This window comes from Pseudomonas sp. SM4 (assembly GCF_051913165.1).
GTDB lineage: Bacteria > Pseudomonadota > Gammaproteobacteria > Pseudomonadales > Pseudomonadaceae > Aquipseudomonas.
This window is the reverse complement of sequence record NZ_JBODOE010000004.1, coordinates 381022-394612: the sequence shown is the minus strand read 5'-3', so window position 1 is coordinate 394612 and position 13591 is coordinate 381022. Positions and strand designations below refer to the sequence as shown.

The 13591-nt window shown below is 58.8% G+C and carries 13 protein-coding genes; 7 read left to right on the top strand and 6 right to left on the bottom strand.

Going from position 1 to position 13591, the window contains the following annotated elements:
- Positions 1-86: 86 nt before the first annotated feature.
- Positions 87-2162: an AsmA family protein gene (locus ACQ4MY_RS10085; RefSeq protein ID WP_440094929.1), complete on the bottom strand. Its 2076-nt coding sequence runs from the start codon at positions 2160-2162 to the stop codon at positions 87-89.
- A 389-nt stretch (positions 2163-2551) separates the two neighbouring features.
- Here ACQ4MY_RS10085 and ACQ4MY_RS10080 point away from each other — a divergent pair, with 389 nt between their 5' ends.
- From ACQ4MY_RS10080 to ACQ4MY_RS10050, 7 genes are all read left to right on the top strand, one after another.
- Positions 2552-2968 (top strand): hypothetical protein, encoded by a 417-nt coding sequence (locus ACQ4MY_RS10080; protein WP_440094928.1) that lies wholly within the window; start codon positions 2552-2554, stop codon positions 2966-2968.
- 168 nt (positions 2969-3136) lie between these two features.
- The gene (locus ACQ4MY_RS10075; protein WP_008086186.1) at positions 3137-3769 is read left to right on the top strand and encodes a TetR family transcriptional regulator; all 633 of its coding nucleotides are present in this window, start codon (positions 3137-3139) and stop codon (positions 3767-3769) included.
- Positions 3770-4017: 248 nt separating this feature from the next.
- A complete protein-coding gene (gene ureE / locus ACQ4MY_RS10070) occupies positions 4018-4518 on the top strand; it encodes an urease accessory protein UreE (RefSeq protein WP_008087160.1) in 501 nt (166 codons plus the stop codon).
- Entirely contained in the window at positions 4515-5189 is a 675-nt protein-coding gene (locus tag ACQ4MY_RS10065; RefSeq protein ID WP_440094926.1) for an urease accessory protein UreF, read from the top strand. Before ureE ends, ACQ4MY_RS10065 begins: the two co-directional genes overlap by 4 nt.
- A gap of 11 nt (positions 5190-5200) precedes the next feature.
- A complete protein-coding gene (gene ureG, locus ACQ4MY_RS10060; RefSeq protein ID WP_007939066.1) occupies positions 5201-5815 on the top strand; it encodes an urease accessory protein UreG in 615 nt (204 codons plus the stop codon).
- A 27-nt stretch (positions 5816-5842) separates the two neighbouring features.
- Entirely contained in the window at positions 5843-6415 is a 573-nt protein-coding gene (locus ACQ4MY_RS10055) for a HupE/UreJ family protein (RefSeq protein WP_440094924.1), read from the top strand.
- A gap of 200 nt (positions 6416-6615) precedes the next feature.
- On the top strand, positions 6616-7749 hold the full coding sequence (locus ACQ4MY_RS10050) for an AGE family epimerase/isomerase (protein WP_440094923.1): 1134 nt from the start codon (positions 6616-6618) through the stop codon (positions 7747-7749).
- 184 nt (positions 7750-7933) lie between these two features.
- Here ACQ4MY_RS10050 and ACQ4MY_RS10045 read toward each other — a convergent pair whose 3' ends face one another.
- From ACQ4MY_RS10045 to livM, 5 genes are all read right to left on the bottom strand, one after another.
- Positions 7934-8839 (bottom strand): cation diffusion facilitator family transporter, encoded by a 906-nt coding sequence (locus ACQ4MY_RS10045; protein ID WP_440094922.1) that lies wholly within the window; start codon positions 8837-8839, stop codon positions 7934-7936.
- A gap of 200 nt (positions 8840-9039) precedes the next feature.
- A complete protein-coding gene (locus ACQ4MY_RS10040) occupies positions 9040-9804 on the bottom strand; it encodes an SDR family oxidoreductase (protein WP_440094920.1) in 765 nt (254 codons plus the stop codon).
- 902 nt (positions 9805-10706) lie between these two features.
- Positions 10707-11423, bottom strand: a complete 717-nt coding sequence (locus tag ACQ4MY_RS10035) for an ABC transporter ATP-binding protein (protein ID WP_440094919.1) — start codon at positions 11421-11423, stop codon at positions 10707-10709.
- Complete coding sequence (locus ACQ4MY_RS10030) at positions 11420-12292, bottom strand: ABC transporter ATP-binding protein (protein WP_008078277.1); 873 nt, start codon at positions 12290-12292, stop codon at positions 11420-11422. The genes ACQ4MY_RS10035 and ACQ4MY_RS10030 overlap by 4 nt, the downstream gene beginning before the upstream one ends.
- A complete protein-coding gene (gene livM / locus ACQ4MY_RS10025; protein ID WP_440094917.1) occupies positions 12289-13590 on the bottom strand; it encodes a high-affinity branched-chain amino acid ABC transporter permease LivM in 1302 nt (433 codons plus the stop codon). Before livM ends, ACQ4MY_RS10030 begins: the two co-directional genes overlap by 4 nt.
- Between the last annotated feature and the right edge of the window lies 1 nt (position 13591).

The following is a 13591-nucleotide window of genomic DNA, read 5'->3' as shown; positions in this document are numbered from 1 at the left end:
TTAAAAGCAAAAGATCGCAGCCTTCGGCAGCTCCTACACGGTTCTATGTAGGAGCTGCCGAAGGCTGCGATCTTTTGATCTTGCCCTTATTTAGTGGGTTTAACCGTTACCGGGGCTTTCCCTTCCTTCATCTGCTCCAGCAGCGGCGCACACTGATTCGGCTCGCCGCCACTTGGTGCCACCAGCGCCAACAGCCCCGCCGCCGGCGCTGCAATCACACCCAAGGCAACCATCCCCGCCCCACGCAACATCAGCGGCACGGCCTTCACCCCGGCGTCCGGCTTGATGAACTTGCCGCGCACGTACAGCGGCGAACGCAGGGAGATCAAACGCCAGCCCTTCGATTCCGGCGTCACTGTCAGGTCGAGTTGCTCGGTAGCCATGTTCGCCGTGCCATCGATATAGATGATCGCGTTCTCGGTATCGAAGACAAACAGCTGCGTGGTGGCCAAACCGGTCTTGATATCGAAATCCGCCGCCGCGCAGTTGATCTTCACTTCCTTGTCGCCAAAGATCTTGCCGACTACGTAGTTGCCGACGTTGAGTCCGGCCAGCTCCATCAGTTCACGGCTGATCGCGCCGTCGTTGATCAACATCTTCAGCTTGCCGTTGGCGCCGCCCAACAGCGCCGCCACCGAATTGCCACGCCCGCTGATATCGGCATCGCCATTGAGTTCGCCGAAACTGGTCTTCATCGGTTCAAACGTCGGGAACAGTTCTTTGAGCTTGAAGCGGCGTGCGGTCAGTTTGGCCCGGCCTTCCATGGGCTCGGTGCGACCGTTGAGACGAATCTGCGCATCAAGATTGCCGCCAGCGACGCCAAAGCGCAGCGGCTGCAAACTCAGTTCGCCGTCGTTCAATATCAGATGGGTATAGAGATCATTGAACGGCAGCTTCTCGCTGTGGACGATGCGCTTGCCGGTGAATTCAACGTCGGCATCCATCGCGCGCCAGCGGTCAGTCTTGAATTCCTCAACCGGCAGCACTTTGTCCGCCGGTTGCTTGCTGTCGCCGCCACGGGCCTTCTGCTTGTCATTCGAATCGGCGCCGATCAGCGGCGCGAGGTCGGCAAATAACAGTTGATTAGAAACCAGCGCACCGCTGAGTTTTGGTCGCGGCTGGGTTGCGGCGTAAGTCAGGTCGCCGTGGATGTCGCTGTTACCGATCTTGCCGTTGAATTTTTCGTAGGTGAATTTCGCGCCAGCAGGGTCATGCAGTTTGGCGATGAAATGACCGTCGGTGGAATACGGTGGCGTATCGGGCAGCGTGACGCCGGTCAGCGGATAGAGATTGCCGAGGCTGTCGCCGGCCAGCTTCAAACGCAGGTCAAGGGCGCCGAGATTCATCGGGTCGGTCAGGGTGCCGGCCAGTTCGATGCGGGTGTCGCCGATCTTCGCCTGGGCTTGCAGCGGGAACGGCTTGCTCGCGTCCTGCAAGGCCAGCAGCCCGCCGATCTTGCCTTGGCCGCTGAGGCTCTGGCCGTGGTATTGGCCTTTGACCTTCAGCGCAAATGCATAGTCTTGCGGTGCGCCGCCCTTGTCCTGCGCGGTTTTCGCCGCTTTGTCACCGACGATGTCGCTGTACGGAATCGGCTTGCCCAGTGGATCGATCAGCACATCCAGATTAGTTTTCAGGGTCTGATCATCAAGGGTGACGTGGCCCTTGTCGAAACCGATGGCGCCGATGTCGACCACCCAGCTCGACGGCTCGGCGTTCGGGTCTTTGGGATCGAACTTGAATACCCAGTTGGCGCGGCCATCCGCCAGCCGTTGCAGATCGGCGTTGGGCTCGGTCAGGTCGATGCGCGGAATCACCACGCGTTGCGCCAGCAGCGCCAATGGCGAGATGCGCAGTTCGACGCGCTTGAGGGTGACCATCTGCGGTTTCTTCGACCAGTCCGGATTGCCCAGGCTCAAATCTTCAGCAACCACGTGCGGCCACGGCACCCAGGCGCGCCAACCGCCCTCGTCGGGCTCGCGCTGCCAGATCACTGCGAGGTTGCCATTGATGGCAAACGGTCGATGCAGTTCTTCCGAGACTTTGGCGTTGAGCGGCGGTTTGATCCGGTTCCAGTCGAAGAACACGATGATCAGTACCAGCACGGCCAGTAGCAGCACGAGGGTGGCGAAGGTCCAGCTGAAGATTTTTCCAGTGCGCGTCATGCACAAAGCTCCTGATCACGACCACTCACCCTTAAAGAAAGCGGCGAACGGCTGAAACGGCGGGCCAAAGCGGCCCCTATGAAAACTGTGACTGGCAAAAGGCCCGCAGGTTTAACCGAAAAGTCGATTAAGACGGAAAAACCCGGGTGAATTCTGACCGGTCAGTCGAACAGCGTTACCGCGACCCGCACGTTTGCGAGGCACGAGTGGGTCGAAAATACCCACCTCGGTGCAAAACCGATGCTCTGAAAGGCCCGATCTAGAGCCTCGCGCCAGAACAATCAATTCTGTTGATTATTACCATTGCGTTTATGAACTTTTATATCGACTTATCGAGAGTAGCATTGCCCTCGTACCCACTTTATCGCCCTCCCAAGGAGCAACCCATCATGAAACGCCAATTACTGCTTAGTCTTACCCTCTCGATGCTGGCCAGCACTGCTTTCGCCCTGCCTGCTGCCGACCAAGCCACGCCACAAGTCAAAACCAGCTACTCGGTGTTCAGCCAGACCGTGGCCGCTGATGGTTCCGACCACACCAAAGGCACCCTTGCTGAAGATGGCTACGACAAAACGCCACAAGGTCAGTCGGTAGCGGAAAACGGTCGCAACCGTCTGGAAGAAAAAGGTCTGGTCGAAGACGGCTACGACAAAACCCCTCAAGGCCAGGCTGTCGCCGAAAACGGTCGCAACCGCCTCGAAGAAAAAGGTCTGGTTGAAGACGGCTACGACAAAACCCCACAAGGTAAGGCTGTTGCCGAAGGTGGTGGTGACCGTGTGATCGAACGCAACAGCGCTGTGAGCTGAGCCCATGGTGGCCCGGAAAAAAAGCCCAATCGACGGATTGGGCTTTTGACTTTTCAGGTTCTGGTAAACGCCCCGTAAAAACCCTCGCTTTACTGCCCCGCCGTTCGACGCCGATAAAGCCGATTTGCTAGAGTGCGGCGCTTGTCCTGCCGAAGAACACACCCTGCGATGCTGCCCCGCGCCGAACAGAAGCAACAGACCCGCAACGCCCTGATGGACGCTGCCCGCCATTTGATGGAAAGCGGCCGAGGATTCGGCAGCCTGAGCCTGCGCGAAGTCACCAAGACCGCCGGGATCGTGCCCACCGGTTTCTACCGGCATTTTGCCGATATGGACGAATTGGGTTTGGTGCTGGTCAGTGAAGTCGGCCAGACCTTTCGCGAAACCATCCGCCTGGTACGCCACAACGAATTCGTCATGGGCGGCATTATCGATGCCTCGGTGCGGATCTTTCTCGATGTGGTCAGTGCCAACCGCTCACAATTTCTGTTTCTCGCCCGCGAACAGTACGGTGGCTCGCTGCCGGTGCGTCAGGCGATTGGTCGATTGCGTGAAAACATCAGCTCCGACCTTGCATCGGACCTGACGATGATGCCCAAACTTCAGCATCTGGATGCCGAGGGCCTGAGTGTGATGGCTGATCTGATCGTCAAATCGGTGTTCGCTACCCTCCCAGACATCATCGACCCGCCCGCTGAAGCACTGCCGGAGCATCTGACGCCGCAGGCGAAGATCACTCAGCAGCTGCGTTTTATCTTTATTGGCCTGAAGCATTGGCAGGGCCTGGGCAGTACTGAGTAAAGATCAAAAGATCGCAGCCTTCGGCAGCTCCTACAGAGATTGCGTTTCATGTAGGAGCTGCCGAAGGCTGCGATTTTTTTTGCCCGCTGCAAATTGGTGCATGTAAAAACCTTCATGCACCAAAACCTTCCAAACCTCCGCAACATCTTGAAACATCCACTACGCTCCGACAGGGATTTCCTACATCTCGTCCGATTGGCAAGCCCCTTGCTCTAAACCAATCATTGTCCATAGCTGGAAGTTTCCCGATGCTGGTGATTCACCGCAGAATCGACCCTCAACCCGTATGGGCCGCCGAGTTGCACCTGACCTTCGAAGCGCGGAGCAAAAGCCGTCTGCGCTGTTTCAGTGCTGAAGGTGAAGACGTCGGGTTGTTTTTGGAGCGTGGCCAGCCGCCGCTGTATGACGGCGAATGCCTACAGGCTGAAGACGGTCGCATCGTTCGCGTCTGTGCCCGCCCCGAGCAACTGCTGCATGTCACTTGCGCCAACGCTTTTGAATTGACTCGCGCCGCTTATCACTTGGGCAATCGGCATGTCGCTCTGCAAGTCGGCGATGGCTGGCTGCGCCTGCTCGATGATTACGTGCTCAAGGCCATGCTCGAACAGCTCGGCGCACAGGTTGAGGCGATCGAAGCACCGTTCCAGCCGGAACACGGTGCTTATGGCGGCGGCCACCACCATTCACGCCACGGCGACGAAGACTTCAACTACGCGCCGAAACTCCATCAGTTCGGCGTACGCCTGTGAATCCGGCCTGGGCGCTGCTGCGCCTGGCCAGTCCGCAATTGCCGATTGGCGGCTACAGCTATTCGCAAGGCCTGGAAATGGCGGTGGATAACGGCCGGGTGAAAAACCCGGACGACGCCCGCCGCTGGATCAGTGATCAGTTGCTGCTGAATCTTTCGCGCTTTGAGGCGCCGTTGTTGCTTGCGCATTGCCAAGCGGCGGCGGATGAAAACTGGAGCGAGTTGCTGATCCTCTGTGAGAGCCACCGCGCCAGCCGCGAGACTCGCGAGTTGCATCTGGAAAGTCGGCAGATGGGCTATTCGTTGCAGCAACTGCTCAACGGTTTGCCGGAGCTCGACGCCTGCGCTCGTGACTTTCTCGATCAATGCACCGAACCGCATCTGGCCTTGTGCTGGGCGCTCGCCGCACGCGCGTGGGGCATCAGCCCGCAGGACGCGCTCGCCGCGTGGCTATGGAGCTGGCTGGAAAACCAGCTCGCCGTGCTGATGAAAACCCTGCCGCTGGGCCAGCAAGCCGCCCAGCGCCTGACCAGCGAATTGCTGCCGTTACTGCAACAGGCACAGCAGGACGCGACCCGAATCAATCCCGAACACATCGGCAGCGCCGCGTTCGGCCTGTCCCTGGCGTGCATGGCCCACGAGCGCCAGTACAGCCGCCTCTTTCGCTCCTAGGAGAACCATTCATGAACACACAACCTCTGCGCGTCGGCATCGGCGGCCCGGTCGGTTCCGGCAAAACCGCATTGACCCTGGCCCTGTGTCTGGCCCTGCGCGAACGCTACAACCTCGCCGTGGTGACCAACGATATCTACACCCGCGAAGACGCCGATTTCCTCGTGCGCAATGAAGCCCTCGCCCCCGAGCGGATCATCGGCGTGGAAACCGGCGGCTGCCCGCACACGGCGATTCGTGAAGACGCCTCGATCAACCTTGAAGCGGTCGATCAACTCAATCGGCGTTTTCCGGGGCTGGATCTGATTCTGGTGGAGTCCGGCGGCGACAACCTGTCGGCGACCTTCAGCCCGGAATTGTCCGACCTGACTATCTATGTGATCGACGTCTCGGCCGGCGACAAGCTGCCGCGCAAGGGCGGGCCGGGGATCTGCAAGTCCGACCTGCTGGTGATCAACAAGATCGACTTGGCGCCGCTGGTGGGCGCCTCGCTGGAAATGATGGACAGCGACACCCAACGCATGCGCAACGGCAAGCCGTTCGTCTTCAGCAACCAGAAAACCGGTCAGGGCCTTGAAGCCATCATCGCCTTCATCGAACGCCAGGGCCTGCTGACCGCAGCCTGATTCACTGCTCAACAAGGAAGCTTATCCATGACACTCAAACGTATTCTTGGCGCGGTTGCGCTGCTGCTGACTCCGGCCTTGGCCTTTGCCCACCCGGGGCATGGCGACAGTGGCTTGATCGCGGGTATCAGTCACCCGATCGGTGGTCTCGACCATTTGCTGGCGATGGTTGCGGTCGGACTTTGGGCAGCGCAGCAGCAAGGCGCGGCGCGTTGGGCGCTGCCGTGCACGTTTGTCGGCACCATGCTGATGGGCGGAATGCTCGGTTTTGAAGGGCTGCAATTGCCGGCGCTGGAAAGCGGGATTGCTGCATCGGTGCTGGCGCTGGGCCTGGCGGTGGCATTGGCGGTGCGTCCGCCGTTGGTCATGGCGGTGGTGGCGACGGCGGTGTTTGCGTTGTTCCATGGTGTTGCGCATGGCCTGGAGTTGCCGGACATGAGCAGCCCTTGGGCGTATGCGGCCGGTTTCGTCGCCGCGACAGCTGCGCTGCATGCCGCTGGTTATGCCGTAGTGCGTTTCCTGCCTCAAGCTGCTGCACCGTTGGTGCGTCTTGCAGGTGCGGCTTCGGCGGTGACTGGGACCTGGTTGTTGGCCGGCTGATTTTTTAGCGCCTGCTCCGGCCACATCGCTGGCAAGCCAGCTCCCACAGGTTATTCGGTGTACGCCAATCATGTGAACACCGAAAATCCCTGTGGGAGCTGGCTTGCCAGCGATGACGGCCGATCAGACGCCAAGACTCTAAAGCCTGCTGCTCTGCTACCATGTCGCGCAATCGCCCCAGCCCGTGACGACGTCCGCCCATGCCCCACGCTTCCCGCTCCACCTCCCTGCCTGAATTGACCGCCCTGTTCGGCGCTGTGCAACAGCACTTCGTCAACGTGATCGTGCCCCTCTGGCAAGGTCCGGGCTGGAACGCCGACATGGCGTTGCCCTTTGAGGCGCTGGACGCCGCGCATCAACCGCTGCCAGCGCAACGCTATCGAGCGATGGCCTGCGCGCGCCAGTTGTATCTGTTTTCCAGTTTGATCGGGGTGGTGGATAACGCTGAAGTGCGCGCCGCGGCGCTGTTTCGTTCGCTGCAACGGCATTTCCATGATGCCGAGCACGGGGGCTGGTTCTACAGCATCGACGCGCAGGGCAAGCCGCTAGATCAGCGCAAGGATCTCTACACCCACGCCTTCATCCTGTTCGCCTGCGCGCATTACTGGGCAAAGTCCGGCGATCCGCTGGTCGAGTCGACCCTGAATGCGGCGCTGGAAATCATTGGGCGACGCTTTGCCATGGGTGATGGTTTGTACGAGGCCTGCCTTGATCGTGACTGGATCACCCTGGAAACCGGCCCTTTGCAGAATCCTTTGATGCACTTGGCCGAAGCCTTCCTCGCCACGCTCGCCGCTCGCGAAGATGCCCAGACCCAGACCGCGTTGCTGGAGTTATGCACAGCCATGCACAAGCGCTTCGTCGATCCGCAATATGGTGTGTTGATGGAGAAGCCGCTCGGGGCTGTGGATAACTGGTACGAACCCGGCCATCAATTCGAATGGTATTTCCTGCTCGAATCGTCAGCGTTGTTGCGTGGTTCGAAACTGCATGCAGCGCTGGATCGGGCGTTTGCGTTCACCGAGCAATACGGCGTGGTGCAGCCATCCGGCGCGGTGCGGGCGATGCTCGATCTGGAATCAAACGGACGTCCACGAGATTCGACCCAACGGATCTGGGCTCAGGCGGAATATTTGCGTGCGCTGACCTTGCGTCAGGGCAGTGAAGCGGTGGTGCTGCGCCAATTGCAGGCGTTGCAGCAACGGTTTCTGCATGCGGGTGGCTGGTATGAGTGCCGGGATGAATTGGGTGAGGTTAGTCGCAAGGACATGCCTTCGACCACGCCGTATCACCTTGCGACTTGCTATAGCGGCCTGGCTGAATATTTGCGCTGATCTCATGGCACATGAGATCCAGTGTGCTGAGGAGATCTACTGTGGCGAGGGGATTTATCCCCGTTGGGCTGCGCAGCGGCCCCGCTCTTTTTAGGGCCGCTTCGCGCCCCAACGGGGATAAATCCCCTCGCCACAATAAATCCCCTTCTCCACAAATCTGTTCTCAACAGAGATCCGGGTTACATCAGGCAATCCACTTCTTGTCCCCGGTGAAGCTGATGGTCAGCCAGCGCGCCGCATCCGGTTTGCCCAGCTTCGCCGAAATCGCCTCGCGCAATGCATCCAGCTGCCCGACATTGCTCAGCGCATAGTCCGCCGGCAACACCACATGAATCTCGATAAACCGCGCCCGCCCGTGCTTCTGCACGTATGACACGTAGTCGTCGAAACCATGCTCGACCTTCGCCTCTTCCATCACCTGACGCACTTGATCATCCAGCGTGTCCGGGGCAATCCCCAGTACATCGCGCAACGCCGGGCCAAGGATCTTGAACGCCGGTGGCAGCATGGTCAGGGCCAGCACGATCAGAATCAGCGGGTCGACATACACCGCCCACTGGCCATAGCCCTGGGACTTGAGCAGCAGCGCCGCAAGGAAACTGATCAACAGGCCCACGGACAACATCGCGTCCACCAGCCAACTGATGTTGTCGAACTGGATCAGGCTGGATTTGAGTTTGCGGTTACGCCGGCGCACGTAGAAGAAGTAGGCGAACTCGACAACGGTAAACACCGCGGCATAGATGATCACCAGCCCCAGTTCGATCTCCCGACCACCGTTGATGATGCCAAACACACCGTTGAGAAACGCGTAGATCGCGATCAGCAGCAGGAAACTGCCTTCGATCACCAACACCATGGGCTCCAGATGCCAGAAACCAAACTGGAAACGGTGGTTACTTTTTTTGGCGATCAACTTGGCGGTGATCAGCATCAGGACTTTGATGAACGTTGCGATCAGCGAGAAAAAACCATCGAACAGGATGGATTGGGAACCAGAAACAAAACCGGTGACGATCCCGGCAATCGCCACGGCGAACATCAGAATGGTCGATTGTTTGAGCAGTGCCTGCTCACCTCGGTTACTCACTTTAACTCCTCGAAAAACCTTGAAAACCGCGGGGTGCGGTTGGGTTGTTGCGAGGGGAGTTTACCTTATCGGCATTTTTTGCCTGTTCTGGCCTCATCGCTGGCAAGCCAGCTCCCACAAATATCGAGCCGTTCACAAGATTTGTGTACGCCAATAAACCTGTGGGAGCTGGCTTGCCAGCGATTGGCCGTAACGCGGTATCAGGCCTTGTTACGCTCAATCGCAAAGCCAGCCCAGGTCTGGCTCACCGGCATCAACTCCAGGCTGTTGATGTTGATGTGCGCCGGCGCATTCATCACCCAGAAAATCGTCTCGGCAATGTCTTGCGGCTGGATCGGCTCGGCACCGGCGTAAGTCGCGTTGTATCGCTCCTGATCGCCGGCAAAACGCACCAGCGAAAACTCGCTCTCGCACAAACCTGGCTCGATGTTGCTGACCCGTACGCCAGTGCCCTGCAAGTCGCAGCGCAGGTTCAGCGAGAACTGTTTAACGAACGCCTTGGTCGCGCCATAGATGTGACTGCCCGGATACGGGTAGTTGCCGGCGATGGAGCCGAGGTTGACGATGCCGGCGCCACGGCCATGGGCGATCAAACGCGGCAGCAGCAAACGCGTGGCGTACATCAGGCCTTTGACGTTGGTGTCGACCATGGTGTCCCAATCGTCCAGATCGCACTTCGGTGCAGGATCAACGCCCAGCGCCAGACCGGCGTTGTTGATCAGGCCACGCAGCTTGGCGAAGGACGGCGGCAGGTTGGCAATCGCCTCTTCCATCGCCTTGCGATCACGCACGTCGAGCACCAGGCCATGCACTTCGGTCTGCTTCGACAATTCGGCGCACAGCGCATTCAGGCGTTCCTCACGACGGCCGGTCAGCACCAGTTTCCAGCCATCCGCAGCGAAACGACGGGCGCAGGCTTCACCAAATCCTGACGTTGCGCCGGTGATAAACAGGGTGTTGGACATCGTGTTCTCCTTGCTTCGGCCACCTGGGCAGCCCTTGGAATAGAAAATCAGCCAGCAGCATGCCCGGCCCGCGAATATCGGGCAACCACCGCCTCCGTGTAGGAGCTGCCGAAGGCTGCGATCTTTTGATGTTGTTTTTCAAGATCAAGAGATCGCAGCCTTCGGCAGCTCCTACATGATCGAACAAAAAATGATCAACTTTCGCAACGCTATACAGGGCGTGGCCTGTAGCCATGTGCAAGCATGTTATCCACAGTCCCTTCCACAGTTTCCGGGGGCAAGTGCAAACGCGCAAAGCCGCGCCACACAAGGCTTTGCGGGGGAAATAGAAAGTTTTTTGCTTGACCCTGAAGCGGCAGATGTGCGGCACATGGCATTCTGCACGACTGGCCGGTCAGCACAGTGATTGCGCGAGGCCAGTAATTACGGCCCTCAGCGAGGTCTTTCCAGAGTTTAATCACAGACTTATCCACAGGATCGCTGCCACTGAATTGCCTCTGAGGCGATGTCCAAAAAAAGGTTGACAACGACGCCTTCAGCTCGCGGAAAAGCGCCTGATCAAAAAACAACCACACTCTTGCAAGCCACGGATTACAAGGCGTTCAGCCAGATACACCCACGTTATTCACAGCCAGTTCCACAGTAACCGGGGACAAGTCAAAACTGTGGAAAAACAGCTATTTGCAGCGTCTATATGTCGCGCTTTGGCAGCTTGGGGAATTTGTTTTCCACAATTTGACGGAACAGCCGTTTTCCCTGTAGGAGCTGCCGCAGGCTGCGATCTTTTGATCTTGAAAAACAACATCAAAAGATCGCAGCCTGCGGCAGCTCCTACAGGGGATTGCGGGTATTAAAAAGCCCCGGGACTTGCGTCGCCGGGGCTGTGTACAACCATGAAAGAATCAGTGCCCGCCCAGATAGGCGTTACGCACCTCCTCATTCACCAGCAACTCCTTGCCGGTGCCGGTGAGGCGAATCTCGCCGTTGACCATCACATACGCGCGATCCGACAGCTTCAGCGCATGGTTGGCGTTCTGCTCGACGAGGAAAATCGTCATGCCGGTTTTCGCCAACTCCCGCAGGGTCGAAAAAATCTGCTTCACCACGATCGGCGCCAGGCCCAGGCTCGGCTCATCAAGCAGCAACAGCTTCGGCCGACTCATCAACGCGCGGGCAATCGCCAGCATCTGCTGCTCCCCACCGGACATGGTCATCGCCCGCTGGGTACGGCGCTCTTCCAGCCGTGGAAACAGCGTGAACATGCGCTGCATGTCCTCTTTGGCGTACTTGTCGCCAATCGGGATGGTGCCCATCAGCAGGTTTTCCTCGACGGTCATGTCGGGAAACACCCGCCGGCCTTCCGGCGACTGCGCGATGCCGTGGGAGGCGATGTAGTGCGAGGACTTCTGGGTGATGTCGACGCCCTGATAAATGATCTGCCCGCCCGCCGCCCGTGGCTGACCGAAGATCGACATCAGCAACGTCGATTTGCCGGCACCGTTGGAGCCGATCAGGCTGACGGTTTCCCCCTCGTTGATCTGCAGCGAAACACCTTTGAGCGCCTGGATCGGTCCGTAGAACACGTCGAGGTCTTTGAGTTCGAGGATCGGTTGCGTCATACCAGCTCCTCTTCGTCGGCGCCGAGATAGGCGGCAATCACTTTCGGGTCGTTACGAATCGCTTCAGGCCCGCCTTCGGCGATGACGATGCCGTGGTCCAGCACCACGATGTGGTCGGAAATACTCATAACCATGCCCATGTCGTGTTCGATCAGCACCACGGTCAGATCGTGCTCGTCGCGCAGCAGCCGGATCATCGCGCTCAGCGCTTCGGTTTCCTGAGGGTTGAGGCCGGCGGCCGGTTCGTCGAGGCAGATGATCTGCGGCCGCGTGCACATGGCCCGAGCAATCTCCAGACGGCGTTGCTGGCCGTAGGAGAGTTCACCGGCGAGACGGTTGGCGCAGTCGACCAGATCGACCACTTCCAGCCAGTAGAACGCAACGTCCAGCGCGTCGCTTTCAGCCTTGCGGTAGCCCTTGGTATTGAGGATGCCGGCGAGCATGTTGCGGTTGACCCACATGTGTTGGGCCACCAGCAGGTTTTCCAGCACCGACATTTCCTTGAACAGGCGAATGTTCTGGAATGTCCGCGCCAGCCCCGCACGGTTCACCAGGTGCGTACCACCGAACATCTTGTAATACAGACGGCTGAGGAAGGATTTCGGCGAGACGAAGTCGGTCGCTTTAAACGACTCGCCCAACAACTGGATGACGTTGGTCTGCTGGCCGCGCACATTGAGTTCGATCTTGCCGCCGGAGGCTTTGTAGAAACCGGTCAGGCAGTTGAACACCGTGGTTTTGCCAGCGCCGTTAGGGCCGATCAGGGCGAAGATCGAGTTGCGTTTAACCTTCAGGCTGACATCGCTCAAGGCCTTGATGCCACCGAAATGCATCATCAGTTTTTCAACAGAGAGTACGACTTCACTCATGGCGCAGTCCTCTCATAGTGAATGGCACCTTTGCGTGGAGTGACCCCGGTGCGGCTGATGCGGATCAGCCCGCGAGGTCGCCAGATCATCATCAACACCATCAGGATGCCGAACAGCAGCACACGATATTCAGCGAAACCGCGCAGCAGTTCCGGAGCGACGGTCAGCACGAACGCGGCGATCACCACGCCGATGGTTGAGCCCATGCCGCCGAGCACGACGATGGCCAGAATCAGCGCCGATTCGAAGAAGGTGAACGACGTCGGGTTGACGAAACCTTGATAGGTGGCGAAAAAAACACCGGCCAGACCCGCCGTCGACGCGCCAATGGTGAACGCCGAGAGCTTGACCAGCACGTGGTTGAGGCCCATCGAACGGCAGGCGATTTCGTCTTCACGCAAGGCTTCCCACGCGCGACCGACCGGCATCTTCACCAGACGATGCTTGATGTACAGCACGGCCAATACCACGAGGAACAACACCGCGTAGATGAAGTAATACTTCACGTCCGGGTTGTAGGCGATGCCGAAGAACTCGTGGAACGGCACCCCGCCATCCTTCGCGCGTTTGCCGAACTCCAGACCGAAGAAGGTCGGCAGTGGCGCCGGCATGCCGTTCGGGCCGCCAGTCAGCGACAACCAGTTATTGAGGATCAGGCGAATGATTTCACCGAAGCCCAACGTCACGATCGCCAGATAGTCGCCATGCAGACGCAACACCGGGAAACCGAGGATGCAACCGGCCAGACCCGCCATAATCGCCGCCAACGGCAGCACCGTCCAGAAACCCAGACCGAGATACTGGTAACCGAGCGCCAGACCGTAGGCACCGATGGCGTAGAACGCCACGTAACCGAGGTCGAGCAGACCGGCCAGACCGACCACGATGTTCAGCCCCAACCCCAGCAGCACGTAGATCAACCCGAGGATGACCACGCCCAGCAGATAGGAGTTGGAAACAAACGGCACGATGACCGCCAGCACAATCAGCAGCGGGATGATCCAGCGCAGTCTCGATTTGTGATCGCTTGGCAGTACGTGCACACCGGAACCGGTGCTCTCGAATCCGTCGAGAATCTTCAGGCCCTTGGGCGTTTGCAGGAACAGGCTGAGGGCGAAGCGGCCAATCATGACGATACCGATGATCCACGCCACGCGGGTCGGTTCGAGATTGAAGCTGTACCCCTCAAGGACGACACCGACAATCGGCCCGAATACGATCAGGGCAATCAGGCCGGCCAGAATCGCCTCAACCAGGCTTTTTTTGATATCAATGCTTTTTTTGGTGGTTGAAGACATC

Excerpts from the sequence above, each read along its gene's own strand:
- ACQ4MY_RS10085 (WP_440094929.1), bottom strand. The coding sequence starts at position 2,162 with ATGACGCGCACTGGAAAAATCTTCAGCTGGACCTTCGCCACCCTCGTG.
- ACQ4MY_RS10080 (WP_440094928.1), top strand. The coding sequence starts at position 2,552 with ATGAAACGCCAATTACTGCTTAGTCTTACCCTCTCGATGCTGGCCAGC.
- ACQ4MY_RS10075 (WP_008086186.1), top strand. The coding sequence starts at position 3,137 with ATGCTGCCCCGCGCCGAACAGAAGCAACAGACCCGCAACGCCCTGATG.
- ureE (WP_008087160.1), top strand. The coding sequence starts at position 4,018 with ATGCTGGTGATTCACCGCAGAATCGACCCTCAACCCGTATGGGCCGCC.
- ureG (WP_007939066.1), top strand. The coding sequence starts at position 5,201 with ATGAACACACAACCTCTGCGCGTCGGCATCGGCGGCCCGGTCGGTTCC.
- ACQ4MY_RS10055 (WP_440094924.1), top strand. The coding sequence starts at position 5,843 with ATGACACTCAAACGTATTCTTGGCGCGGTTGCGCTGCTGCTGACTCCG.
- ACQ4MY_RS10050 (WP_440094923.1), top strand. The coding sequence starts at position 6,616 with ATGCCCCACGCTTCCCGCTCCACCTCCCTGCCTGAATTGACCGCCCTG.
- ACQ4MY_RS10040 (WP_440094920.1), bottom strand. The coding sequence starts at position 9,804 with ATGTCCAACACCCTGTTTATCACCGGCGCAACGTCAGGATTTGGTGAA.
- ACQ4MY_RS10035 (WP_440094919.1), bottom strand. The coding sequence starts at position 11,423 with ATGACGCAACCGATCCTCGAACTCAAAGACCTCGACGTGTTCTACGGA.
- ACQ4MY_RS10030 (WP_008078277.1), bottom strand. The coding sequence starts at position 12,292 with ATGAGTGAAGTCGTACTCTCTGTTGAAAAACTGATGATGCATTTCGGT.
- livM (WP_440094917.1), bottom strand. The coding sequence starts at position 13,590 with ATGTCTTCAACCACCAAAAAAAGCATTGATATCAAAAAAAGCCTGGTT.